We start from the raw sequence: 24,333 nt of genomic DNA, 5'->3' as shown, positions 1-24,333 counted from the left end.
GACGGGCACCGTGCCCGTCCCGCTCGTGAGGAGGACCTTTATGCGTACCCGGAGCATCGCCCTCTCTTCGGTGGCTGCCGCGACAGCCCTGCTCGGTGTCGCCGGCACCGCCGCTGCGGAAAGCAGCACCCCCGCACCGTCCGCCTCCGCCTCCGCCAAGAGCCGTACGGGCGACGGCGCACAGGCGCTCTGCAAGCGCGTCCCGAAGATCGACAAGCGCCTCCACCGGGCACTTCACCGTCTGCAGGGCAAGGCCGGAGTCCGTGGCTCCGTCGCCCGACTGGAGAAGCGTGCGGAGAAGGCGAAGGCCGCCGGTCACACCGAGATCGCGACCTTCCTCAACCACAAGCTCGCCCACCGCAAGTCCCTCGTCCCCACGCTCCAGCAGCGGCAGAAGGACCTCGCCAAGGTCGCCACCTGGTGCCGGTCCCACCACAACACGACCTCGTCGTGACCCGGAGCGGACAGGCCGCGGTGCTCGCTGTGATCACCCTGCTGTGCGGACTGCTCGTCGCCGGATGCGGAAACGGAGTACGTACCGAGGGCGACGCCCCTCACGCGACACCGCCGCCCTCCGCACCCACACCCGCGCCCACCGGCCTGACGGACATGCGCAAACTGCTGGACGGTGCCGAGAGCGCAGCGGCCGCCGCGGACTCCGACGCGGCCGCGGACCGCTAGTACTGCTCCAGAGCTTCCGCGGCATCGCCACCCGATACGAGAAGACCGCCACCTCCTACGAAGCAGCGGTCACACTCACATCACTCCTGCTCTGGGCAAAGGTCCGCTCGAAGACGGACCCCAGGGGGCTGCCGCCGCCCCGCGACGGCGGCAGCCCTCCCCGCGGGTTTCAGCCTTCGCGAGGGGAGAAAGCGCCGACCTCGTGGACCTGGGCCGTGCAGTCGGTGTCACGGTAGCGGTCGGTGAAGGCGCCGGTGATGCCGGTGAAGGCGTCGTACGCGTGGTCCATGGGCAGGTCCTTGCTCACCCTGAACCGTAGCTGCGCGTGGACGGACTCGCGGGGCTTCAGCGTCGTCGGGCCGGGGATGGTGCCGCCGGCCTTGCCGTCGGCCTGGCGCAGCGTCTTCCAGACGTGCTGCGAGGTGTCCCAGTACTGCAGATCGCCGTACGGGCTCAGGTCGCGCTCGCCCTCGTTGTAGACATAGCTTCCCAGCTCGGCGCTGAGCTCGAACGACTTCAGCTCCTTCGTCGAGGCGTTGGTGAGCGTGGCGGTGTAGGTCGCCCACTGAGTGCCGAGAGCGATCGAGTTGGGTATGCCGAACGAGCGGCCCACTAAGGTGTTGTGCTGCTCCCCGGTGTCGAGGTCGGAGCACTTCGGGAGTTTCGCGGCAGGGGCCGCCTGGGCGGCGGGCGCGGCGGCCATCGCCAACGGGAGCAGGGCGACCGTCGCGGCCGAGACCGACAGGGCGCGGCGCAGTTTCATGAAGATCTCTTTCCTGGTTCGTCGGACCCTTGGAGCCCGGGTTTCCCGTGTCGTTGGGTTCCCAGGCCGTGGATCCGTGGGTTGACAGCTTCTTGGGGAAAGGGCTGGGCTTACGCGGTGACGTCCGTGGCGCCCGGACCGGCCACGCTCTTCCGGCGGCGCACGCCGATGACCGCACCCGCGCCGGCCACCATCGCGGCTCCGCCGGCGAGAGCGATCGACGGGAGCGCGGACGAGGCGCCGGTCGCGGCGAGCTGCCCGCCGCCCTGCGGGCTGAGGCCACCGGTGGAACCGGAACCACCCGTACCGCCGCCGGACGCGGCGCTGTGGCCGGGCCCGGCCGTGCCACCCGCCTCACCCGGCTTGTCGGTCGGGGGCTGCGTCGGCTTCGCGCCCGCGCGCAGGATGGTGAAGTCGTACCAGGCTTCCTTGGCCGAACCACAGGAACCGTCGTGGTTGCGGTAGTCGCCGGCGGCGAGCGCGTACCCGGCGCCGGGCTTGGCGTTCTTGACCGCGTGGGTGCGCAGTTGGAGCGTGATGCTGCGGTGCGGACCGATGGCGAAGAAGCCGAACAGGTCCTGGGGCAGGGCGTCGTGGAAGGTCTTCCACTTCCCCGTCTTGGCGTCGCGGTACTCGGTCTCCAGCTCCCAGTACGGCCGGTCGACATCTTGGGCGGAGGACACGAGCAGGGAGGGCTGGACCTCCTCCAGGGGTTTGCCGGTGGTGTTGGTGAGCGTCATGGTGAAGGGGGTCCAGGCGCCGCCCGCAGCCAGCTGGCGCGGCAGCCCGTGGACGGCCGCCTGCAACTGGTCGGACTCGAACGCGCAGGACTGACCCGCGCCATCGGAGTCACCGGCGTCCTTGCCTCCACCGGTGGCACCACCCGCGCCGGTGGTCCCCCTGTGGGTTCCTTCGGCGGTCCCGGCGGCTTTCGGCGGCTTCCCTGCGGCGGGACGGGCGGCCCCGCTGCGGCCCTGGGATGCCGAGCCGCCGGCGGCGGCTTCGCCCGGGCGCCGCGGCTCGTCCGGGTTACCCGTTCCGCCGATGCTCGTTGCGGAAGCCGCCGGCCGGTCCGCCGGTGTTGCGGCGTCGGGGGAGTCGGAAGAAGCGGAGGTGCGGGGACCGGTCTCGGACACCGGCTCCGTTGCGAACGCGGCGGCGGGCGCGGTCAGTACGGCGGCGGGCGCTAATACGGCAGCCGCTGCGGCGGCCGTCAGGGCGCGGCGAATCTTCATCCAGCAGACCTTTCGTATTCCAAGTGCCGCCTGAGCGGCACAGGTTGACGTTCGTCATGTCCAGGCCGTGCCCGTGCATGACTCATGGTTTGCGTGAGTGCGCATGCAGATGCGTGCATGTGCACACCTGCGCCTCATATAAGAGGACTCGCACTGTGAAAAGGTTCCACGCTCAAGTCACTGAAGTGGCGCATAAGGTGCGAGGTGTCCTGGGATTTCCGTCAGGGTCCGTCTTCAAAGATCACCGAGTGGCGGATCACGGTGGAGTGGTACGTCGCCGTGAACGCATCGTCCATGAGCGGAAGTTGCCCGCCTCGCTGGTGGTGGCTTCCGGCGTACGCACCACGTGTGCCGGCAGCATCCGCTCGGCGTACAGCAGGACCGCCGCGCCGGTCAGAACCATCGGTGCCAGAACGGTCCACAGTTGCCACTGCCCGGCGTCGAGCAGGAACCCCAGCAGCAGGGGCGCGGTGGTCCGGCAGGCCGCCCAGGACAGCTGGTAGACCGACAGGTACCGCCCCCGCAGGTGAGGTGGGGCGGCCTGGACCGACATGCCCTGCGAGGGCGCGGAGTGGACGAGCTCGCCGGCGGTGTAGAGGATCGCGACCGCCAGGACGGCGACGATGGCGCCGGCACCGCTGATGAGGTGGGGAAGGGCGGCGAAGGCCACGCGGAGGGTCAACCGCGGGATGAGCAACCCTTGACTGAAGGTTGACCGCTTGCGTGGCGAGCTCTTGACGGGATGCGAACTACGTTCCCTCCATGCCTCGAAGAACCCCCGCCCTGCCCGTGCTCCCGTACCGCAAGCCGACGCGCGGCCGGGACTACTGGGTGCTGGATGACGTGCTGCCGGACCCGGACGTCGTGCGGGAGCGTTGTCTGGCCAGGAGCGACTGGACCGAGGGCTACCCCCACAAGCCTGAGAGCTGGCCGGGACTGCGCACCACGCCTGCGCTCGCACCAGGCGAACTGGCCCATGTCGAGAAGCTGGTGCGAAGGGCGACCGGCACCCCGAAGATCTGGGCCGAACACCCCGCGGGCGGCGGGACCTTTCACCACAACTGCGTCCAGGTCGTCGGCGAGGGCGAGGGCGAGCCACGTCCCCACACCGATTCCCGGAACCTCTGCCGGTACGCGGCTGTGCTCTACCTCAACCCCCTGGTCCCCAAGGACTGCGGCACCAGCTTCTACCGGCAGAGCCTGCCGGGCGGCACCCTCGGCGGCAACCAGGTGGCTCCACCGCACAACAACCTGGTCGACGCCCTCGGCACCCGCTTCGTCACGCCGGACTCCTTCACCGAGGACGTGCGCATCCCGCACCGCGCCAACCGCCTGCTGCTCTACTCCGCCAACCTGATCCACACGGCGACCCGTTACTGGGGCACCACCCTGGACGAGAAGCGGATGACGGCGGTCTTCTTCTGGATGGCCTGACGCCCGCCCCGACACCGGACGGCCCGGCACGCCCTCCGATACGGCCTCACCCGCCGGGTCTGTCGGTGCAAACAGCCCGGATCGACCACTCCGTCGGGGACGGTGCCCGCGGGACGGTGCCCGCGGGACGGGGGCCGTGCCCGCGGGGAGAACGGCTCAGTCCTCCGCCCGCTGGGTGACGGGAGCCTCGGTGCGGTCGCCCGGGAACTCGTACCAACGGCGTTGCAGACAGACATAGCGCGCATCGGCCTCGACCAGATGGAGGAAGGCCGTCACGGTCTCCCGCAGGCGTTCCTGCAGTGCGGGATCGGTCAGCTGCCCGTCCTCGGTGAACCCCTGATGCGCTGCGGCAAGACTGAACATATCGGGGTAGACCCGGGTGCCCAGATGCTCCAGCGGAACCCTCAGCGCCCACAGCCCCCGGTTGCCACCGACCAGGGACGGGGAGGCGGAGACCAGAAGTGCATGCTTGGTCTTGAATGGCTGCGGCCGGACCCGCGAAACCCAGTCGATCGCATTCTTCACGACCCCCGGCACGGAAGCGTTGTACTCGGGGGAGGCGATCACAAAGGCATCGCAGCGCTCCAGCCGGTCACGCAGTGCCAGAGCACCGTCCGGCAGCCCTCCTTCGGCCTCGACATCACCGTCGTACAGCGGCATATCGAATTCCCGCATCGTGGCGAGATCCACCACGGCGCCGGCCTCGGTCATCATGTGTCCGACAAGGGAAGCCAGACGGGCATTGGTCGACCCTGTCCGCAGCGCGGCGCCGAGAACAAGGACGCGCAGCGGTCCGGGGTGTGCATCCGTGGGCATGGTGACGTCCTTCCGGCACAGGAGAGCGTGTGCCATTGCCGCACACACGGCCACCGCCTGGGGGCGACGAAAGCGTACAGGCGCACAGGTGGCGCACCCGGTACCCGCCACACGCCATGACCTGATCTGCGCCGCAGCTAGCGGAACGACCGATCCCGTCGATCCCCGTCGATCCGGGTTTCGGTGCCGGTCCCGGTGCCGGTGCCGGTGCCGACGCCGGTGTCGGCGCGGGCGCCCGCTAGCCGGCATCCGGTATCCGGGCTACGGCTACACGGATGCGCTGCGCGCCCGGTTCCGGGCGGCCCGGCGCCGCATGGCGCGCCGCTCGTCCTCGCTCATCCCGCCCCAGACACCCGCATCCTGACGGGATTCGAGCGCCCACTGCAGGCACTGCCCCATCACCGGGCAGCGGCGGCAGACGGCCTTGGCCTCCTCGATCTGCAGCAGCGCGGGGCCGGTGTTGCCGACGGGAAAGAAAATCTCCGGGTCCACTTCGCGGCACACCGCGTCGTAACGCCAGTCCATGGCTACCTCCGTTCTCCGCGGCCGAGCGCGGTCGGGTCCCTCACTTCGAGGCGCCGGGGCTATCTGTGCACGACCTCAACTTCCTTGCCCGGGCCTTTTGTTGTACTAGTTGTGCTCGTTGCCCTCGTGTGCCCGCTCCTGTGACCACAATGCGCCGTCATCGCCGTCATCGCCGTCATCGCCGTCATCGCCGTCGTCGCCCATCGCCATGGCCATCGTCAGCCGGCATTGAGGTCCGGCGCGGCGGGACCACCGTTACCCAGGGCTGTCGCGGCGCCTACCCGCGCTTAGCCGCGGCACTCCTCCCCCAGGCGCTCAGTGCGCCGATCGCCTCGTGGACCTGACCGGCTGGTAGGGCGCACCCGCCCTGGGGGCGGGCCTCAAGGCCGCCCGCCGATCGTTCACCGAACGCAACACGCAGGGGACTACGGCCGCCGCCACGGCTCGGCGTAACGTCGGCCGTACCGCTGTGATCAGGAGGTTGAGACGGATGCTGGTACTGGGGCGTGCGCAGGTCGAGGCGCTGCTCGACATGGATTCGCTGATCGACGCCCTGGCGTCGGCGATGACGGACCTGAGCGCCGGCCGCGCTTCCTCGCCGGACCGCGTCGCCGCCCTGGTACCGGAACGGGACGGGTTCTTGGCAGCCATGCCGGGCTACGTACCGTCGGCCGGGGTGCTCATGAGCAAGCTGGTCTCCGTTTTCCCGCACAACGGGGGCACCCCCGTGCCGACCCACCAGGCACTGATCGTCGTCTTCGATCCGCACACCGGAGAACCGGCGGCGCTGCTGGACGGCACGGCCATCACCGCGGCACGGACCGCTGCCTGTTCGGCGCTCTCGGCACGCCTGCTGGCCCGCGAGGACGCCTCGGTGCTGGCGGTCCTGGGCACCGGAGCGCAGGCCCGGTCGCATGCCGAGGCTCTGTGCCGGGTCCGCCCGATCCGGCACATCCGCGTGGCGGGCCGCGACCAGGCGAAGGCGGCCGCCCTGGCCGGCCACCTGTCCTCCGTACTCGACATCCCCGCCGAGGCGAGCGCCACCTACGCCGAGGCCCTTGACGGCGCGGAGATCGCCGCCGCGACCACCCACTCCGTCGCCCCCGTGATCCGCCGCTCCTGGCTGACCCCGGGCGTGCATGTGACCTCGGTGGGATTCAACCCGGAGGGCCGGGAGATCGACGATGCCACGGTGGCCGAAGCACTGGTATGCGTCGAGTCACGGCAGGCTGCGCTGGCACCCTTCCCCGCGGGCAGCAACGACCTGCTGATCCCCCTTCGCGACGGCGTCATCACCGAAGCGCAGGTGCACGCCGAGCTGGGCGAACTCCTCGCGGGCAGCAAACCGGGCCGCTCCTCGCCGGACCAGATCACCCTCTACAAATCCGTCGGCGTGGCAGTGCAGGACGCGGCGGCCGCAGCCCTCGTCGTCGCCGCGGCCCGTAAGCAGTCGGCGGGGACGGACATCCGGCTGGACTGATGCACGCGCATCGGGACTGGACTGATCCACACTGATCCGGCCGGAGTGACCCATGCTGCTGCCCGGTGGCATCCAGCTCAGGGCGAAGGTCCACCCTGAGCTGTCGGCCGCAAGCTGATCCCGAACCCGACGGCTGCGGCTGCGCTGCCGCGATCCGGATGAGACGGACGGCCTCACCGGCCTCACCGGGTGTACGGGAACAGGGGCGAACGGGCCGCCTCAGCGTCCGTACGTCCGGCGGCACAACCGCAGAAGATCCGAACGGACATGGCCGGACGCCATCCGGCACACCACGCCGGCGTTCATGGCCGACCGGGGGTGCGAGGCCCGCGGGAGCTTTCGCGGGGCCGGGGCCGGGGCCTTGGCCGTGTGGCGCCGATGCCGGGGCACCGTCCGTACCGGCTTCGGGCGTGACCTCGGCGGCGCGGCCTGAGCGGGGCGCGGCAGTGTCCGTCCCGTGCCCCGTGACCGTTGGTTTCCCGGCACCGTATGCCGGGGGGCGGCCTCATCCCCCTTGTGTATCTTCGAGTGCCGTTTCGCCTTCCGCCTCACGGACGCAACATCCACCACCTGCTCGTGCGACGAGCCCCGCGTGGGCAGCAGCAACGGCGACGGCCGGGCCGGAGCGACCGTGCGTCCGCCGGGCGCGCGGCCGGGACCGTGCAAGGATCCGCCGGCCGGAAGGGACACGCAGCTGCTGGTGGCCAGGAGGACGACTGCCGCTGCGGCGAGGCGAAGGAGTAGAGGGCGCACGCCCTCACGGTGTCGGAGGGCTGGGGCCTGTCCAAACGACGCGCCGGGCGTCCACGCGGACGAAGGACAAAACCGAACTCTCGTGGGGCTCCTGAGCTGACGGCGAAGAGGCGGTGACGGTGAAGAGGCGGTGACGGGGAGCGGCGCTGCCGGTCACCTCTGCCACGGCTTCACGCCTCCGCGAAGGTGCGCGTCAGCTCCTCGGCCACGATCTGCGCGCCCGGCGCGAACCACCGTCTGCGGTGCCGGACGAGCTGGACGGGCACCGGCTGCGCCTTCGGGCCGTCCACCACCGCCAACTGGCCTTCCTGAAGGTGGCGTTCGACGGTCACGCGGGGGAGCAGCGTCAGACCGAGGCCGGCCGCGACACACGACCGGGCGGCATCGATGCTGCCGAACCGGGTGATCCGGGGAGGGGCTCCGGGCAGGCCCAGCAGTGTGCGGACGAGCCGGTCGCTGTACGAGCACCCCTCCTCGTGCACGAAGAAACATTCACCCGCCAACTCCTGCCAGCCGGCTGCCCGTCCGGCCAGCGGATGCCCGGGCGCCGCCACGTACACCAGCGGTTCGTCCGCGATCCTGCGGGCCAGCAGATCGCTCTCGCCGATCTCCGGCTCCAGCAACAGTGCGATGTCCAGCCGGCCGGTGCGCAGTCCGTCCACAGCCGTGGCGGTGCCGGCGGCGTGCAGATGGACATCCAGGTGAGGGTGTGCGTGCCGCAAGGAAGCAATCACCGCGGGCAGCCGGGAGGAGCACAGCGAATCACCCGCGCCGACGGCAACCTGGCCCTCGATGCTCCCGCCCGCCACGTCACCCTGCCCGGACGCGGCCGTCGCGTGGAGCCGGGCCACCGCGTCGAGTACTTCTTCGGCCTCTTCCAGCAGCCGCAGTCCGGCCCGGGTCGGGACCGTCCCCGACGGCATCCGGTCGAAGAGCGGGGTCCCCAACTCCTTTTCCAGGGTGCGGATCTGGACGGTGACCGTGGACTGGGCGAGATGGAGTGCGCGAGCTGTGGCGGTGAAGCTTCCCGCCCTGGCGAGCGTCACGAAGGTACGCAGAAGTCTGGTGTCCACCGGACGTACGTTATCGCGATATCCGATGGGCCCGAGCGAAAACCATCGTTGGACGCGATCGGACCGCGCTGCCATCGTGAAGCCATGACTTCTCCCATGTCGCCCCATACGTTGCCCCAAACGTCCCCCGCCGGCCCGGGGCCGCGCCCGGACACCCTCGCGAGCCCGGACGCCGTCCGGGGCTCGGACACCCTCCGGAGCTCCGACACCGTTGAAGTCCTGCGGTACTCCGCCTTCACCACCGTCCCGGAGGGTGGCAACCCGGCCGGTGTGGTGCTCGACGCCGCATCCCTCGACGATGCGCGGATGCTCGCCATCGCCGCTGATGTCGGGTACTCGGAGACCGCATTCGTCACGGCCCACGACATCGCCGCCCGCCGCTACCGCCTGCGGTACTTCAGCCCTCGCGCCGAAGTCGCCTTCTGCGGACATGCCACGATCGCCACGGCCGTGGCCCTCGCCTCCCGCTACGGAACCGGCGAGCTGCTGTTCGACACGCCCGCGGGTGAGATCCGGGTGGGGACCGGCCTGGTCAACGGGCTGACCCAGGCCACGCTCACCAGCGTGCCGGCGCACTCCCACCCGGCCGAGGAGGCCACTCAGGTCGAGCCGGTGCTGCGGGCCCTGCGCTGGACCAGGGACGATCTGGACGACGGCCTCCCGCCGCACATCGCCTTCGCGGGCAACGACCATCTCGTCCTGGGAGTGCGGAGCCGGGCACGACTGGCCGCCCTCGACTACGACTTCGACGCGCTGTGCGACCTCATGCGGCAGCACGGCTGGACGACCGTCCACCTCGTCCACCGCGCGGCCCCCGGACGCCTCGACTTCCACGCCCGCGACCCCTTCCCGGTCGGTGGTGTCGTGGAAGACCCGGCAACCGGCGCCGCTGCCGCGGCCTTCGGCGGGTACCTGCGCGCCCTGGGTCTGGTCACCGAGCCGCTGCGGGTGCACATCCGGCAGGGCGAGGACATGGGCCGGCCCAGCGACCTCTACGTCGACGTCGACCCCGATGACCCGCAGGTGCGGGTCACGGGGCAGGCGGTCCCGCTGCCCGCTCCGGGCCGGTGAGCCCGCGGGCGTGGCGGAGGTGACAGGTGGCCGCCGGCCCCACCGGCCGGCGGCCACGAAGTATCACGGAGGGATGCCACACCCCCGAGGCGGGAAGGGGCCGCTCACATCGGGAGGGACCGCAGACGCACCGGCCCCACGGGCCACTGTGCCCCGTCGTGCAGTGGTACCCACAGGGACCGCAGCGGCATGACCACGGGCCCGTCCGGCTGCTCGACCTGGACGTCCTCCTGCAGTGTCCGCCAGCCGAGGCGTTGGTAGAGGGAGACAAGGTGCGGCCGGCAGAAGAGGAGTCCGTACTGCGGCCCCATCGTGCGGGCGTGTTCCAGAGCGGAGGTGACCACGAGCCGTGCCAGCCCGTGCCCCCGCAGACCAGGAGCGACGACCACCCCACCGAAGCCCACCACCTGTGTCTCCACCGGGCCGACCGAAAGGGGAAGCGTGACCAGACCCGTGTGCGCCACGAGGCGGCCGTCCCTTCGGATGGCGAAGTGCTCCTGTTTGGGCAGCCAGGTCAGACCGGCCTCGGAAACGCCGAAAGGGTCATCGTCGTCCCCGACGATCTCCCTCAGCTCCGTAGTCGCATACCGCGCGAGCCGGACCACGGCAGGCGACACTGAAGACGGGTTCGTTGTCATTCTCCGCATCATGCTGTCCGCACCAGGCCACAGGCAACGCAGGCCCCCGCACGGACCATGTACAGGCCAGGTCAACCCGGCGCAGTACGGGGCGAGTTGTCGTCTCGCATGTACGGCCCACACGGTGGTCGATCGATAGGGTGCGCGTATGACCGAGCACTGGAGTGCATCAGACCCAGGAGTCCTCCGCTTCCCCTCGGGCGCCCTGGTACGCGGCCGGGGCCTGCGCCATCCCCTCCCCTCAGGCCCCACACCCACCTTCGCCGTCTCTCTCCTCGGCAAGCAGCCCCCGCGGACCGAGTGGGACGCCCGGTGGCTGCGCTGGCCCGATTTCCGGCTTCCCAAGGACCGCCGCCAGGCTCGTCTCGTGTTCCAGGAGGCGCTGACCCGGGCAGCGGACGAACGCGTCGAGGTGGCCTGCGGCGGCGGCCGCGGCCGGACGGGAACAGCACTGGCATGTATGGCCGTTCTGGACGGGGTGCCACCAGACCGAGCCGTCGCCTACGTCCGTCGGCACTACCACCCTCGCGCCGTGGAAACCCCATGGCAACGACGCTTCGTCCTGCGCTTCGCAGACGAGGCGTAACGGGGGCCCGCAGAGCCGGACATGTCGCCACGGCCCGGCCCCGAGGGGGGAGGCGGCCGGCAGCGGCAGTTGAGCCGGCGGCTGCGTGCGCCACCCTCTGCGTCGTGGCACGCCATGGCGGTCGCCCGGGCAAGCTCCATGCCTCGTTTCCGACGGCTTCCCGAGTCCTGTGGACGCGGCTCAGCGGACCATGAAGACGCGACTCAGCGCACCATGAAACGGTCGAGTTCGCGTGCCTTCCGGCGCAGGGCGGATGCCCATATCTCCTGATCAGGAGCCGGAGGCGCCGGCACCTGGATGTCCCTGAGGTCATCGCCCGTGGTGCTGCGGCCGGCCGCCTCCCAGTCGGCCTCGATGCCGGCCCTCTCTGCGAGGACCAGCACCGTAGCGACGAACCCTTCGGACAGGGCGATCATGACGGCATGGCCGGTATCGCGATGTCGCGCCAGCAGTGCGTCGACGAACGCGGTGAAGTCGGTGGGGTCGATCCGGCACTCGTCGGCATCCATCGGTCCAACGCCGGATGGCAGGCCAAGTTCGGCTTCATGGAGGGGTACTTGGTGCAGGAACAGCCGGGAGACACCATGGGACGGGTTCCACAGGGTCTGGTCGCCCATGACGTAGTACTGGCTCACCGGGACGCCTCTCTGCTGGTCATGGTGACAGCGTAATCAGGCGTTCTTGGCTGGTCCGTGGCCGTAGAGGTTCGCCGGGTTGTTGCTCGGCCCACGGAGTGACGGGTACGCGAGTGACCGTTGTGGCACGATGGCCGCGATAATCCCCAACTCGCCCATACCGACCGGTGCCGGACGGTTGCCGTGCCAGGGCGCGGCAGCGTCCCGCAAATGCGGCGACACAGGGGTCTCACCGCCCCTACGGTGCCTGCCATGACCTCCACACCGGCCCTCGGACTCGCCCGTCCCGTACGGGGAGTGAGGGTGCACTCCCGACAGACGCTCGGCGGCTGTGCGCCCACGTACGGAAGGATCGAGCTCGACTTCGAACCCCTGCCCGCAGGGGTCACCTCGTCCGTCGAGTTCGCCTGCGCCGTCTCACCCGAACCGGCACCGGAGTTCGAAGACTTCCTCGCCCAGGGCGTGCTGCGGGAACTCTCCGGCACGGACACCGAGGACCCCGAAGTCCGGGGAGGCGCCCCGGTGAGCGCCCGGGTCTTCGTGCGTGCCATGTCCTGGCACTATGTCGACACCTGCGAGCTGGTGTTCCTCCGCCTCGGAGCCCTGGCTGTGCGAGAAGCGCTGCGCTGTGTGGCGGAGGACCGTGAACCGCAGCTGATCGACACCAGGGTCAGGCTGGTCTTCTGACCCCGGTCGGCCGGCGCAATCCATGTTCCCGCACGAGCGGGTCCTGGGCCGAACGTACCCCGAGGGGTGGCGCGGCACGGCGCTCCGCCGCCGGGCGGGCTCGTCGTTCAGTGGTGGCCGGAGGCCTGTTGCTGGAGGTAGGCGGCGACGTCGGCCACGTCGTTGCCGATGGCCAGGACGCCGTTGACGGCGATGCCGGGGGTTGCGGCGCCGTTCACTCCGGCGAAGAACACCTCGAAGTGGCCCCGGCGCGTCTCCAAGTAGCCGGCCGCGGTCTCCGCGCCCACGGCCAGCCGGTCATTGAGGGCGTCATCGCCGGCCGCGGTGCCGGTCTTGGCGAAGACCTTGCCGCGTGACGGGCAGCTTTGGCAGGAATCCGCCAGGGTCCCGTCGACGCCCAGGACCGGTAGCGAGGTGCGGAAGCGCTGCGCCTCCCAGGTGTGCTGCCAGTACGTCAGGATCTGGGCCAGGGCGCGTGGTGTGGTCCGGTCGGCCGGGTTGCCGCCGCGGCCGTCGGCGAGCTGCACGGTCTTGCGTTCCACCCGTGCACGGTCCAGGAAGGTGGCCAGTACGGGGAAGCCGTCCTCGCAGGTAGTGCTTCCCTTACTGGTGGCCATCAGGCAGATCCCCAGGTTTGCCCCGAGGTTGTGGCTCACCTTGAGAATGAGTTTGGCGTACTCGGCGTAGAGAGGTGAGGTGTACCGGGCCACCGTGGGCACCCCCCGGTAGGACTTCGGCAACTGCCGGACCGGGTTGGGCCCGATCGCCTTGGCGCGGACCTCGACCCCGGCCCGTTTCAGTGCCTCGATCAGCGCGGTCCGGCCGAAGGCGTTCGGGTCCTTGATGGCGGACACCCGGAGGGCGGGAGCCGAACCGGCGGCGATGGTGCCGGACAGGCGGATCCGGGTGCCGTCGGCGGAGCTGCTCACACTGATGTCGGCCGGTGTGCCCGCCGCGACGGTGCGGACGGAGGACGTGACGTGGTAGGGCGCGACCTTCGGGCGCCAGTCCAGGCCGGCCGGGGCGCCCGCTTTGGCGCCGGGGGACGTCAGCAGATCGATGACGTTGTCGTTGATGATCAGCGGTGTGGGGGTCGGCGCGAGGACCGGATCCGGCCGGAACAGGCGCGCGTCGATGACCACGTCGCCGTCGACCCGGCGGATCCCCGAGTGGCGTACCTGCCGGGCCAGCTGGTCGATGCCGGCCAGCGGATCCTGCGGGGTGAGGGTGGCCCCCGGGACATCGTTGGCGTAGGTGTGGTCGATGGCGGTGAAGGCGACGGTACCGTTCTTGCGTGTCCGGCCACCGAGGGTCAGGTCGCCCTGTGCGACCAGGTCCAGATTGCCCTTGAGCGTCGTGTGGTGACGCTGCCCGACGGCGTGGACCGGCGTGAGGAAGCGGTGGTCGCCGCCAAGGGTGTGCCAGGTGCCGCTGACGCTGAACAGTTTGGCCGTTGACCCCGGGATGAAGAACTGGTCGGCGTTGCGGGACTGCGTCATCTTGCCGGTCTTCGGGTCCCGCTGGAGCAGCCCCCACCGTGCATACCGGTAATCCGGCTTCCGCATGATCGAAGTGATCCGCGGATCGAGCGCAGGGGGCGTGGGGGAGGGCGCGACCTGGACGAGACCGGTGAGGACGACACCGACGGCCAGCAGAATGCCCAGGGATCTGGCGAGGCGCCCGCGGGAGGTCCGAGGGGTGACGGAGGGGGACATGCAGACTCCACCGATGGTGTTGATCTGTCGTGTATCTACCGCTATATCCCCCTGAAGGTACTGCTCACCGCCACCACGGGGCCGCAGGCGTCGGCCGGGGGACCCCGCGGTCCCCCGGACGCTCCAGCGCACCGGCCCGTCGGGGGTGGTCCTGGTGCCACCCCGGAAGGGGGCACCAGTGTGATCGAAACCGGACCCCTGACCCCCGAGGATCCCTTTCATGGCAGCGCACCCTGCGCGCCGACGGGAGGATCGATGTCCGCGTGGAGAAAACCGCGGTGGCCGGTGGCCGCCCTGTCCGGAACGGTGGCCGCCGTGCTGATCTCGGCGGTGCCGCCCACCGTGCCGCCGGCCCGGGCGGCGGACCGGACCGGGCCGCCGGTGCCGGCGCGCTACGCCCATCAGCAGCTGCACTGGCAGCCATGCGCGGCGAAACCCTCACTGGAGTGCGCACGCATGACCGTGCCGCGCGACTGGCACCATCCGGGTACCGGGGCCGACCTCACCGTCGAGGTGTCCCGGCACCGTGCGGCCGGCACCTCCCGGCGGCGCGGGGTGCTGATGATGGCGGCGGGCGGGCCCGGGGCCTCGGGACTCACCCGGCCCGCGGACTTCGTCGCGCGCTCGCCCACCGTGGGGGCCGCGTACGACGTGGTCGGCTTTGACCAGCGCGGCGTCGGCAGCAGCACGCCCGCGCAATGCCAGACCGAGGCCGAGTTCCGGGACTTCTACGCTCACGATTTCCGCGATCGCTCGCCCGCGGCCCTCCGCGGTGTCCTGGCCCGCTCGCGGCAGCTCGTCGCCGGCTGCCTGCGGCGCAGCGGCGATCTGGTCCGCCGGCTGACCACCGACCAGGCCGTGCGCGACATGGACTTGTTCCGCGCACTGCTGGGCGTGCGCAAGATCTCCTATTACGGACCCTCGTACGCCACCTGGCTGGGTGCCTACTACGCGACGGAATTCCCGCAGCGTATCGAGCGCGCGGTACTGGACAGCAACGAGGACTTCAGCGGCACATGGCAGCACGCCCAAGGCGGTCTGCCGCATAGCTTCCAGCGACGCTTCGAGCAGGACTTCCTGCCCTGGATCGCACGCTACGACACGACCTACCACTACGGACGCACGGCGGCCGCGGCCAAGGCGAGGTGGGAGGCACGCCGTCGCGCCCTGCACGAGCACCCGCTCACCGTCGGTGCGCTGACGATCGGGCCCAATCAGCTGGACAACACCACGATCCAGAGCATGTACAACGCGCGGCAGTTCCCGCAGCTGGCGGCCGCACTCAGGGCCCTCGATCACTGGCCGTCCACCACACCGGCCGAGCGCACCCGGGTCGCCAAGCTCTTCGCGAGCTACCTGTCACCGGGATTCGCCGCCGTGTACTCCTCGGTGACGTGCAACGACACCCCGTGGCACGGCGACCTCGACTACTGGCTCGACCGCAGCGCGAAGGACACCGCCGCCTCTCCGCTCGTCGGGGCGCGCGAGCTGGCCTACGCGGCGACCTGCGCGGCCTGGCCGGTCTCCGACGCGCCGCGCGTCCGGGTCACCGGCCGGGGTCTGCCCACCACACTGATGCTCAACTCGCTTCACGACCCTGCCACGTACTACGAGGGCGCACGTGCGGCACACCGTGCGCTGCGCGGCTCACGGCTGGTCACGGTGACGGGCGGGGGCGATCATGGTCAGTACCAGAACGGCAATGCGTGTGTGGACGGCATCGTGAACGCCTATCTCCTCGGCAAAGCCGCTCCGGACCATGACGTGACCTGTGCGGCGGGCCCGCTGCCCGTGCCCTCGGGACGCCGCGGTTAAGCACGACGAACGGGCGCGATAGGTCGCATTCGGGAGGATCGGCCCGGGGGCAGCGGGGATCGGTGAAGGCGGTCGGTGGGATTGGTGGGATTGCTGGGATCGGTGGCGGCCGGCGGAAGCCGGTCCGAGGCCCGTGGGGTGGCTCCCGTCTCACGCCCGGCGGACGAGGAGTTCGGTGTTGCGGTCCGCCGCGGTGCCCGCCATTTTTTCGTGGACGCCGTCGGTCAGGCCCGCGGCGAGGCCGGGAGCGTTGTAGGACAGCTCTCGGTAGAGCGAGGCGAGGCCGACCGAGGAGAGGTCGTCGAAGTCCGTGTGGTGCGGGGCGGCGGATTCGATGAGGGTGGTGAACAGGGACAGCGTCCCGTCGTGGTTGTCCACGAGTTCGACGATCCGCGCGTGCTGTGGATAGTCCACGTGTGAGGCGGTGTTGACCTCCCAGAAGGAGCGGGCGGCCGTCGGGTGGGCATGCGGCGTGATGTGGTTGATGTGGCTGTGGCCGTTGATCCATGCCACCACGTTCGGGAACCGGTTCAGCAAGGCGATGACCTCTTCGCCGTCGTGCCGCTTCTCCTCCGATCGGGCCGCGTCGGGGCGCCGGGTCATGCTCGGGCTGTGGTGATGGCTGAACACCAGGATGTGCGCGTCATCGGCACCGGTGTTGCGCACCAGCCGTCCGTCCTCGTCGTAATGGCGGGAACTGTGGGCGGCCAACGTCCGTTCCAGCCACCGTAGTTGCTCGGTGCCCAGGGACCCTTCGTAGTGGCCGCTGCGGTAGGTGGTGTCGATGCTGATGCCGATGACACCCTCGGCGATGGTGAAGGAGTAGTACATCCGGTCACCGTCGAGGTGGTTGTCGGTGTAGCCGTGTCCGACCGGCCCCGCTCCGGCGAAGGCCGGGTTCAGATGTGCCCGCAGGTAGTCGTGGGGTGTGAACATCCGGCGGCGCTCGTCGGCGGTCACGGTGCGGGCGCGGGAGGCGTTACGGCGGAGGATGTCCTTGAGCACGGTGCTCTTGGGGTCGTCGCCGCTGTCCAGCACCTTGCGGAAGGCGGCCACATCGGCATCCGGTACGGAGAACAGCTTGCGTGCCCCGGTGATGTGCTCCGTCAGCACGGGGTCCTGCGGGGCCAGACAACCACCCGGCAGATCGTCGTGGTTGCCGGGAGTCGAGTACCAGGGAAGTCGCAGGCCGGGGCTGATGACCGGGCGCATCGCGGCTTCGAGGTAGCCGGGGATCGGCGGCAGGCCGCGTCTCTTGTCCTGGTCGCGCAGGTTGTTGTCCGGATGCCAGTACAGCGCGAGGCCGGAATTCTGTACACCCTCGTACGACGTCGGGTCACCGGTGTTGGGTGTGATGCGGCCACCGCTCATGAGGGTCAGGAACCACTCCAGTTCCACCATGGAGTGGTTGTCGATGTTGTCGCCCGTGGACATGACGAAGGCCGGCGGCCGGCCGGTGTGCGGTCCCTTGCGGACCGCGTTGGCCTGCTCCACCAGCGATACCGCACCGGCCACCGACAGCGCCTCCTGCGCCCGCCACGATCCCGGCGATCCGACGCGCAGGTACTCGGTGCGCAAGGGGCTCTGGACATCGGCCACATGAAGGTCGGTGAACTGGACGAAGCACGCCAGGGCGGTCCGCCGGTCCTGGCGTCCGGACGCGGCGGAGGCGAGCTCACCCCGGACGACCAGGGGCCATCCGGGACCGGAGGTGATCCGGCGGTAGCCGCCGCTGCCGACGAGGCGGGCCGTGGTGTCGAGGGTGGTGGTCCCGAACGGGGCCGCGCGTCGCCCACCGGGACGGGCCGGCGACGTAGAGGTGAGGGGCTGTGCGTGTGCGGTGCCCGGGGCCCCGCTGCTGCTGCGCCGGCTCGGCAGTGCCCATGCGGCACCGGCTCCGGCGACGGCGGCACCGGAGCTGAGGAGGAAGCGACGACGGTTGGTGGGGATGTGGGTTTCAGTACCGGCCATGAGGCCCTCCGTGCCGTGGCCGGCGTACCTGACCACAGCGGTGTCACCAAGCGGAATGTCTCATTCCAGATCCTGGGCGGCGGGCGTGACCAGAACTTGAACGGGCCCGGAACTGGGCACACCCATTGCCCGTCGCCAGGGTCCGCCCCCTCGGTGGCGCCCCCGTAGCGTCCCGGTGGCTCCCCGGTGACGCACGGTGGGCTGTGGCGAGCGCCCATGGCGGACGAGCGGCACGGCAGCCGCCGGAAGCTGGACGTCGGGGGCGTCCTGCTCGCCGCGGCAACGCTGGTATGCCTGGCCTTCTGGTCGGCGTCGGGCAGAGCGGCGTGGTGGTCCACCCGCCGCAGGGAACGCCGACGGGTCTGGTCCACCACATCGAGCAGGTGGCGGCCGCCACGTTCGAACAGGGGGTCGTGCACGCGATGCGGCCGACCCTGGCACTGCCCATCATCGTGATCGCGGTCGGCGCCCTCGCGTGCTTCTTGGTACGACGCCGACAGGCCGGCAGCCCCCGCACCGCTCCGAGGCAGGCCGGCCTCAGTGCCTCGGCCTGACAACGGCTGGGGATGCCCCCGGCACGCCTGGGACAACGTCACCTGGGGCAAAGCCCCTGATCGTTGCGGTGGACGAGCGGCGGGTAACGGCACGTGGCTCGGCCGTCTTCGTCATCCCTGTGCGTCGTCGTCCGTCCGGCGACCGTCGTTGCCCCCGCGCGTGCGATGGCTCAGGTTGAGGGCGGTGCCGAGGTCGACGGACGGGTCGAGTGCGGCGTCGATACGGACATGCAGCAGCGATCCGCCACCGGTGAAGCAGGCGGCGCCGAGGGCTGCGTTGAGGCGGGCGGCGGCGACCGCGGACACCGTGATGGCAGTGTTCATGTGCAGTGCGGCGGGCTCGGTGTCGACGGACGATGCGGTGCGGGGCCGGGGGAACGTACCCAGGGCGATTCTCGGGCCCCGGTCGATGACGGCGCTGAGCTTGCCTTGGCTGAGATCACCGACGAAGCCGGTGAGCTTCACGGCCTTGTCGGTCTTGATGTTGATCAGCGCGATCCCGGCCCGGGTGAACCGGAGCTCGCCGCCGACCTTGCCGCCGCTGTTGGTGACCGCACCGCTCCTGATGCCCAGCTGCACGTCTCCCGTGGAGAAGTGCGGGCTGATCCGGCCTTGGGTGTCGATCTCCGCGAGCGCCACGCCGCGGGTGTGGAGGGCAGTGAGGAGAGCCGGGGGTACGGCCAAGCGTGCCGAGCCGCCCTCGACGGGAACCTCGGTGTTTCCGGCGAGGCGGGCGGCCGCGGGCCGGCTGCTGCCGGAGGGTGCGGTGGCGGAAGGACGTGCCGGGGCCGGGGTGGCTGCGAGAACAGCGGTGGTGAGCGCCAGAACGGCAGCGGTGGCGAGAGGGCGAGCGCGCATGCAGGTCCCTTTCTCCGGTGCGGCCGGGTGGCCGGGGGCACCCGATCCCGCAATGGAGCGGTTACTCTATGTGCTCGATCGTGCTGTTTCGGTAGTGGCTGCGCTGTGCCGGGTCGGATCGGGGTGGGTTGTAGCCCGCGCGGCCCTGTGGTTGTAGGCCGCCCGGCCCCTTTCAGGGGTGTTGGCCCTCCAGGCTGATCAGCAACGTGCGCAGGGTGCCATTGAGCTCGCGCTGTTGCTCCGGTGTGAACGCGGAGAGCAAGGTGCGTTCGGCCTCGGTCTTGGTGGCGAAAACCTGCAGAGCGCGGTTGAGGCCGCCCTCGGTGAGGGTGACGAGAACGCTTCGGCGGTCGGCGGGGTCGAGCTCTCTGCTGACCCACCCTTTTGCTTCGAGTCGTGAGACGCGGTTGGTGACGGCTCCGGTGGTGAGCTGCATCTGTTCCAGCAGGTCCTTGGCGCTGAGGCGGTGGTGTGGTGCCCTGCGCAGGCAGGCGAGCAGTTCCAGCTCCCACAACTCGATCCCGTGTTGCGCCAGTTCGCGCTTGAGCTCGGTCTCCATGTGGTGAGCCACCCTCCGCAGGCGGTACACCAGTGCCTTGGATTCCAGGTCGGCCAGGTCGTGTGCGCCGGAGATGACGTCGATCATGCCGTCGACGCGGTCGCGGGGCGAGCTTTCGGTCACGCGGTGGATCCTATCAGCGCGTTGACAAAAAGGCGAACATTAATTATCTTCACGTTAAGCGAATCGCGTACGCCTCACGCCTCACACCTGCCGCGTATGGCGTACCGCCCAGCGAAAGGGGAGAAGACATGGCGCCCACCAGGCGTGAAAAGCTCGGCCGAGTCGTCACCGTCGCCGGTATGGCGGCGGCGCTGCCGTCGGTCTGGCAGACCGTCACCCACATCACGGATGACACCTACCGGGCGCCCGAGGTGCGGGACGGCGCGGGCCATGTGCAGTACCACATGGCCCGCGAGGCCCTGATCGCTGCGGGCAGCCTGGCGGCCATCGGGATCGGCGTGCTCGCCGGACCGCGGCGCGGCCGGCCGCTGTGGGGCGCGATGGCGGCCGCCGGTGCCGGTTTTGCGGCGGCGATGTGGTCCGGAGGCCCCACGACGGGTGTCTGGGCGCCCAACGAGAAGGCGCTCGCGGTGCACATCGCCTCCACCACCGGTCTCGCCGCGGGTATCTGGCTGCTGCGTCCCGAGCGGGGGAGTCGATGAGCGTCGAGGTGATCGTGGTGGGCGGCGGGCCGGTCGGGCTGCTGACCGCCGCCCTGCTGGATGCCGCCGGGGTCACCGTGGAGGTGCTGGAGCGCAGGGCCGGTCAGAGCGAGCAGGCCAGGGCCATCACGATGCATCCCCGGACCCTGGAAGTCCTCACCCTGCTGCGCACCGAAGACGACCGGCGGCTCTCCGATGTACTGGTCTCGCTGGGGCGCCCGGTACCGAAGGCGCACTTCGCCGTGCTACCCGACCTGCTCGACTACGCGCAGCTCGACACGCCCTATCCCTTTGTGCTGATGGTCCCGCAGACGACCACCGAGCGAGTGCTGGCGGCTCACCTTCGCCGGCGCGGCATAGCTGTGCACCACGGACACGACGTCACCGGGTTCACCCAGGATGCCGACGGGGTCGAGGTGACCGTCAACGACGGTGTGCGCAGGGCCGGTTATCTGGTGGGCGCCGACGGGGCGCACAGCCTCGTACGACGGCACGCAGGCATCGACTTCCCGGGGACCCCGCCCTCCCTGGTGGGCTTCGTCGCGGATGTCACCCTGACCGACCCTCCGGACGGGGTGATGCATTACTGGGACCACCGGCACGGCCAGCTCAGTTTCCTCCCCTTCCCCGACGGTACGTACGGCCTCCCCGACGGTACGTACCGCGTGTTCGGCACCGAAGCCGCGGACACCCAACTCACCTCCGACCAGGTACGCGCACGCCAGGCGCGCTCCCTGACCCTCGACGAACTGCGCGCCATCCTGCGCCGGATGACCGGCAGCGACCACGGACTGCGTGACGTGTTGTGGCTGTCCACGGCCAACGACACGACACGGCACGCCGTGACGTACCGCGCGAACCGCGTCTTTCTGGCCGGTGACGCGGCGCATGTCCATCTGCCCGCGGGCGGCCAGGGGCTGAACGTCGGCCTGCAGGACGCCGCGAATCTGGCGTGGAAACTGGCCGCCGAGATCCACGCCTGGGCTCCGCCCGTGATCACCGGTGGCGCGGCCGGCTACGAAAGCGAGCGTGCCCCCGTCGCCGCCGGACTGGCCGACAACACCCTGGCTCAGGCAGCCCTGATGACCACCTTCACCCCGGCGGGTGCCGCGCTGCGCGACCTGATGAGTGGGCTGATCGCCAAGGGCGGCGACACCGCGGACGACCTGACCGCCTGGTTGTCCGGACTCGGCCTGTCCTATCCCCCTCCTGTCCCGGGGCATCCCTTGGACGGCTGCCGCGCTCCCGACCTCGAGCTGTCGGACGGCACCCTGCACCGCCGGCTGACGGTCGACCGGTTCCTGCTCGCCGACTTCACACCGGACGCCGTCTTCGCGCCGCTTCACTCGGCCCGAGTCGAGGTGGCCAGGGCCCTGCCGTGGTCGGGGCTGTCCGCCGCGCTGATCCGCCCGGACGGCTATATCGCCCGCGCCTGGACCGCCCCCGACATCGAGGAGGTGGCAGCCGCGCTCCGCTCCTGGACGACGCCTGCGTCTGCGCCTGCGCCTGGGCACACGCCTGCGTCCGCGCCTCCGCATCTGAGCCCCTGAGTCCGTGAGCCACGAGCTCTGGGATCTGACGGGCAGATGCGGTCTCGTGCCCCGGTCGTACGGCAAGCGGCCGGGCCGCCGTACGACCGGGCCGGAAACGGCCGCAGAGGTATGGCCCCGCCGGCCACTCACGGGTAACTTGTCGGTGCCCCGCCGGCGGTGCGTCTGCCGCGGGGCTGCTCGCCGGGCCGACCCGACGGGCACCCCCGATGAAGCAGGCGGATGACGTGAAGCCTCTCTTACGCTCGGCGTGCGGTGCCGCGGCGCTGTGCCTCGCCCTCGTCCTCACGGGCAGCCCGGTCCCCGGCGCGGCCGCTGCCCCTGCCGGGCCGGACGCTTCCGCTGCGTCGGACGTCCGCATACCCGCCGCGGGGTCGGCCGTCCGCACCGCCGCGCGGGCGTCGGCCGCCCACGCACCCGCCGCCGCATGGACGGCACCGCTGTCCACCAGAGGCCGCTATATCGTCGACGCCGACGGCAAGCGGTTCCGGTTGAAGTCGGGCAACTGGGACGGCGCGCAGGGCTCGTGGAACGGTTCGGGCGACATCAACGACGCCGCCGCACACCACAGCGGTCAGAACTCCCACGGCATACCGCTCGGCCTCGACCGCGTGGGCATCGCCTCGCTGCTGCACGACTTCCGGGCCCTGGGCCTCAACAGCATCCGGCTGCCGTTCTCCAACGAGATGATCCACTCCGACGCCCCGGTGCCGGATGCCGCGGTGGCCGCCAACCCGCAGCTACGCGGCAGAACACCGCTGCAGGTCTTCGACGCCGTGGTCGCAGCCCTGACCGCGGACGGTTTCGCCGTCATCCTCAACAACCACACGAACACCACCCGTTGGTGCTGCGGCCTCGACGGCAACGAGCGGTGGAACAGCCGCCAGAGCACTCGTCAATGGGCCGACGACTGGGTCTTCCTGGCCCGCCGTTACCAGGACAACCGCCGTGTCGTGGGAGCGGACCTCTACAACGAAGTGCGCCGTGACATCTGGGACGACCCCAACTGGGGCCTGGGGGACAACCACGACTGGCAGGCCGCCGCCCAGGAAGCGGCGGACCGGATCCAGACCGAGGCCAACCCCCGGCTTCTCCTCATCATCGAAGGCATCAACTGGACCGGACTGCCGGTGGACGGCCTGCCGCACGGCCGCCCCACCCTCACCCCGGTCCGTACGCTCTCGCACACCCTCGTCCGCTCCGGGAAGCTCGTCTACTCGGCCCACTTCTACGGCTACACCGGCCCGCACCACAGCGGCGCCACCGGCGTGGGGGAGACCAGCGACCCCCGCTATCAGGACCTGGCCCGCGACCAGCTGCGCACCGTACTGCACGATCAGGCGTTCTTCGTCTCCGCCGAGTCCGGACAGCACTTCACCGCGCCCCTGTGGATCAGCGAATTCGGCATCGGTGCCGACGAGCCGGGCGCCGCGGCCCGCGCCTGGTTCGCCCACCTGACGGATGTCCTCGCCGACAACGACACGGACTTCGCCTACTGGCCGCTCGTCGGCTGGAGCACCGACGCCCAGGGCCGCCCTGCCGGGGACAACTGGGCCATGCTGCGTTACGACCGCGCCGGGCGCCGCAGCGGAATCCTGGACGGCAACGACTGGCGTACGACGGCGTGGAACCGGCTGTTGACGGCACCACAACGGACCGGCCCTGTGCCACCGACTCCGGCCTGGCACCAACTCACCCTCGATCACCGCGATTTCGTCCAGTCGCTGAGCACCCGAGCCCTGGGCGACTGGGACGGCGGAGCCCGCAAAGCGGCCTGCCCCGACGGAGAACGGCTGATCGGCATCAGCCACACCCAGGGCCGCGGCCTGTGCACCGACGCCCCCGCGGCCCGGGATCTGCGCACTCCCGGGAGCACACCCGAGGTCGTACGCGATGAGCGGTACGTCCCGGCCGGTGGCGACTGGGCACCCGGCTACAGCAAACTGCAGTGCCCCGCAGATCACTTCCTCACCGGATACAGCCTGCGCGGGGAGACGGTCTCCGCCGCGCTGTGCACGCCCGCCCGCACCTCCCTGGGCACCACAGCCCAAACCCTGTGGTTCGACCGCGGTGACCACCGCCCGCCCGGCGCCCCCGGCGGCGACTTCGCCTACGGCCACTACAAAGGCCAGTGCCCCTCCGATGCCTACGCGGCAGGTATCGCCTACACCCACCGCCCCGGACACCGGGGCCGCCCCGACGCCCTGCTCTGCCGACCGCTTTCCTGACGCCGCAGGGGCCCTTCGTGGGCCTCATGCTTCCATGAGGG

General features: G+C 70.5%; 24 protein-coding genes. 12 read left to right on the top strand and 12 right to left on the bottom strand.

What is annotated here, in order from left to right; translation table 11 throughout:
* Positions 1 to 40: 40 nt before the first annotated feature.
* Positions 41 to 454, top strand: a complete 414-nt coding sequence (locus OHS81_RS00910; protein WP_328381490.1) for a hypothetical protein — start codon at positions 41 to 43, stop codon at positions 452 to 454.
* Positions 451 to 681 carry a hypothetical protein gene (locus OHS81_RS00905; RefSeq protein ID WP_328381489.1) on the top strand — a complete coding sequence of 77 codons (231 nt, stop codon included), beginning with the start codon at positions 451 to 453 and terminating at the stop codon, positions 679 to 681. Before OHS81_RS00910 ends, OHS81_RS00905 begins: the two co-directional genes overlap by 4 nt.
* Positions 682 to 850: 169 nt before the next feature.
* On the opposite strand, the gene OHS81_RS00900 is transcribed toward OHS81_RS00905, so the two are convergent.
* From OHS81_RS00900 to OHS81_RS00890, 3 genes are all read right to left on the bottom strand, one after another.
* A complete protein-coding gene (locus tag OHS81_RS00900; protein ID WP_328381488.1) occupies positions 851 to 1,444 on the bottom strand; it encodes a hypothetical protein in 594 nt (197 codons plus the stop codon).
* Positions 1,445 to 1,554: 110 nt separating this feature from the next.
* Positions 1,555 to 2,679, bottom strand: a complete 1,125-nt coding sequence (locus OHS81_RS00895) for an LPXTG cell wall anchor domain-containing protein (protein ID WP_328381486.1) — start codon at positions 2,677 to 2,679, stop codon at positions 1,555 to 1,557.
* Positions 2,680 to 2,935: 256 nt separating this feature from the next.
* Positions 2,936 to 3,361 (bottom strand): hypothetical protein, encoded by a 426-nt coding sequence (locus OHS81_RS00890; protein ID WP_328381485.1) that lies wholly within the window; start codon positions 3,359 to 3,361, stop codon positions 2,936 to 2,938.
* Positions 3,362 to 3,441: 80 nt separating this feature from the next.
* Here OHS81_RS00890 and OHS81_RS00885 point away from each other — a divergent pair, with 80 nt between their 5' ends.
* Positions 3,442 to 4,113, top strand: a complete 672-nt coding sequence (locus OHS81_RS00885) for a DUF6445 family protein (protein ID WP_328381483.1) — start codon at positions 3,442 to 3,444, stop codon at positions 4,111 to 4,113.
* 156 nt (positions 4,114 to 4,269) lie between these two features.
* On the opposite strand, the gene OHS81_RS00880 is transcribed toward OHS81_RS00885, so the two are convergent.
* Complete coding sequence (locus OHS81_RS00880; protein WP_328381482.1) at positions 4,270 to 4,929, bottom strand: NADPH-dependent FMN reductase; 660 nt, start codon at positions 4,927 to 4,929, stop codon at positions 4,270 to 4,272.
* Positions 4,930 to 5,196: 267 nt separating this feature from the next.
* Positions 5,197 to 5,454 (bottom strand): WhiB family transcriptional regulator, encoded by a 258-nt coding sequence (locus OHS81_RS00875; protein WP_328381480.1) that lies wholly within the window; start codon positions 5,452 to 5,454, stop codon positions 5,197 to 5,199.
* A gap of 490 nt (positions 5,455 to 5,944) precedes the next feature.
* On the opposite strand from OHS81_RS00875, the gene OHS81_RS00870 reads away from it, so the two are divergent.
* Positions 5,945 to 6,934: an ornithine cyclodeaminase family protein gene (locus OHS81_RS00870; RefSeq protein ID WP_328381478.1), complete on the top strand. Its 990-nt coding sequence runs from the start codon at positions 5,945 to 5,947 to the stop codon at positions 6,932 to 6,934.
* A gap of 923 nt (positions 6,935 to 7,857) precedes the next feature.
* Here the strand turns inward: OHS81_RS00870 and OHS81_RS00865 are convergent.
* A complete protein-coding gene (locus OHS81_RS00865) occupies positions 7,858 to 8,760 on the bottom strand; it encodes a LysR family transcriptional regulator (protein WP_328381477.1) in 903 nt (300 codons plus the stop codon).
* 84 nt (positions 8,761 to 8,844) lie between these two features.
* On the opposite strand from OHS81_RS00865, the gene OHS81_RS00860 reads away from it, so the two are divergent.
* The gene (locus OHS81_RS00860; RefSeq protein WP_328381475.1) at positions 8,845 to 9,831 is read left to right on the top strand and encodes a PhzF family phenazine biosynthesis protein; all 987 of its coding nucleotides are present in this window, start codon (positions 8,845 to 8,847) and stop codon (positions 9,829 to 9,831) included.
* A 104-nt stretch (positions 9,832 to 9,935) separates the two neighbouring features.
* On the opposite strand, the gene OHS81_RS00855 is transcribed toward OHS81_RS00860, so the two are convergent.
* Entirely contained in the window at positions 9,936 to 10,469 is a 534-nt protein-coding gene (locus OHS81_RS00855; RefSeq protein ID WP_328381473.1) for a GNAT family N-acetyltransferase, read from the bottom strand.
* A 148-nt stretch (positions 10,470 to 10,617) separates the two neighbouring features.
* Here OHS81_RS00855 and OHS81_RS00850 point away from each other — a divergent pair, with 148 nt between their 5' ends.
* Complete coding sequence (locus OHS81_RS00850) at positions 10,618 to 11,055, top strand: protein-tyrosine phosphatase family protein (protein ID WP_328381471.1); 438 nt, start codon at positions 10,618 to 10,620, stop codon at positions 11,053 to 11,055.
* Positions 11,056 to 11,258: 203 nt separating this feature from the next.
* Here the strand turns inward: OHS81_RS00850 and OHS81_RS00845 are convergent, their stop codons facing one another.
* Positions 11,259 to 11,690 carry a DUF6086 family protein gene (locus tag OHS81_RS00845; protein ID WP_328381469.1) on the bottom strand — a complete coding sequence of 144 codons (432 nt, stop codon included), beginning with the start codon at positions 11,688 to 11,690 and terminating at the stop codon, positions 11,259 to 11,261.
* 252 nt (positions 11,691 to 11,942) lie between these two features.
* On the opposite strand from OHS81_RS00845, the gene OHS81_RS00840 reads away from it, so the two are divergent.
* Positions 11,943 to 12,377 carry a hypothetical protein gene (locus OHS81_RS00840; protein WP_328381467.1) on the top strand — a complete coding sequence of 145 codons (435 nt, stop codon included), beginning with the start codon at positions 11,943 to 11,945 and terminating at the stop codon, positions 12,375 to 12,377.
* Between the two features lie 107 nt (positions 12,378 to 12,484).
* Here the strand turns inward: OHS81_RS00840 and dacB are convergent, their stop codons facing one another.
* Complete coding sequence (gene dacB, locus OHS81_RS00835; protein WP_328381465.1) at positions 12,485 to 14,092, bottom strand: D-alanyl-D-alanine carboxypeptidase/D-alanyl-D-alanine endopeptidase; 1,608 nt, start codon at positions 14,090 to 14,092, stop codon at positions 12,485 to 12,487.
* A gap of 255 nt (positions 14,093 to 14,347) precedes the next feature.
* On the opposite strand from dacB, the gene OHS81_RS00830 reads away from it, so the two are divergent.
* A complete protein-coding gene (locus tag OHS81_RS00830; RefSeq protein WP_328381463.1) occupies positions 14,348 to 15,907 on the top strand; it encodes an alpha/beta hydrolase in 1,560 nt (519 codons plus the stop codon).
* A gap of 150 nt (positions 15,908 to 16,057) precedes the next feature.
* Here the strand turns inward: OHS81_RS00830 and OHS81_RS00825 are convergent, their stop codons facing one another.
* Positions 16,058 to 17,878 carry a TIGR03767 family metallophosphoesterase gene (locus OHS81_RS00825; RefSeq protein ID WP_328381461.1) on the bottom strand — a complete coding sequence of 607 codons (1,821 nt, stop codon included), beginning with the start codon at positions 17,876 to 17,878 and terminating at the stop codon, positions 16,058 to 16,060.
* Between the two features lie 290 nt (positions 17,879 to 18,168).
* Here OHS81_RS00825 and OHS81_RS00820 point away from each other — a divergent pair, with 290 nt between their 5' ends.
* On the top strand, positions 18,169 to 18,432 hold the full coding sequence (locus OHS81_RS00820) for a hypothetical protein (protein WP_328381459.1): 264 nt from the start codon (positions 18,169 to 18,171) through the stop codon (positions 18,430 to 18,432).
* A 111-nt stretch (positions 18,433 to 18,543) separates the two neighbouring features.
* Here the strand turns inward: OHS81_RS00820 and OHS81_RS00815 are convergent, their stop codons facing one another.
* Both OHS81_RS00815 and OHS81_RS00810 read right to left on the bottom strand, forming a co-directional pair.
* Positions 18,544 to 19,290 (bottom strand): hypothetical protein, encoded by a 747-nt coding sequence (locus tag OHS81_RS00815; protein WP_328381457.1) that lies wholly within the window; start codon positions 19,288 to 19,290, stop codon positions 18,544 to 18,546.
* A gap of 172 nt (positions 19,291 to 19,462) precedes the next feature.
* The gene (locus tag OHS81_RS00810; protein WP_328381455.1) at positions 19,463 to 19,972 is read right to left on the bottom strand and encodes a MarR family winged helix-turn-helix transcriptional regulator; all 510 of its coding nucleotides are present in this window, start codon (positions 19,970 to 19,972) and stop codon (positions 19,463 to 19,465) included.
* Positions 19,973 to 20,100: 128 nt separating this feature from the next.
* Between OHS81_RS00810 and OHS81_RS00805 the strand changes: the two genes are divergently transcribed.
* The 3 genes from OHS81_RS00805 (at position 20,101) to OHS81_RS00795 (ending at position 24,292) form a co-directional block, all read left to right on the top strand.
* Positions 20,101 to 20,514 carry a hypothetical protein gene (locus OHS81_RS00805; RefSeq protein ID WP_328381453.1) on the top strand — a complete coding sequence of 138 codons (414 nt, stop codon included), beginning with the start codon at positions 20,101 to 20,103 and terminating at the stop codon, positions 20,512 to 20,514.
* Complete coding sequence (locus tag OHS81_RS00800; protein WP_328381451.1) at positions 20,511 to 22,064, top strand: FAD-dependent monooxygenase; 1,554 nt, start codon at positions 20,511 to 20,513, stop codon at positions 22,062 to 22,064. Before OHS81_RS00805 ends, OHS81_RS00800 begins: the two co-directional genes overlap by 4 nt.
* Positions 22,065 to 22,291: 227 nt before the next feature.
* Positions 22,292 to 24,292: a cellulase family glycosylhydrolase gene (locus tag OHS81_RS00795; RefSeq protein WP_328381449.1), complete on the top strand. Its 2,001-nt coding sequence runs from the start codon at positions 22,292 to 22,294 to the stop codon at positions 24,290 to 24,292.
* Positions 24,293 to 24,333 lie beyond the last annotated feature (41 nt).

The sequence above is a fragment of the Streptomyces sp. NBC_00400 genome (genome assembly GCF_036048035.1).
Taxonomy (GTDB): Bacteria; Actinomycetota; Actinomycetes; order Streptomycetales; family Streptomycetaceae; genus Streptomyces.
This window is presented reverse-complemented; position numbering and strand designations above follow the sequence as displayed.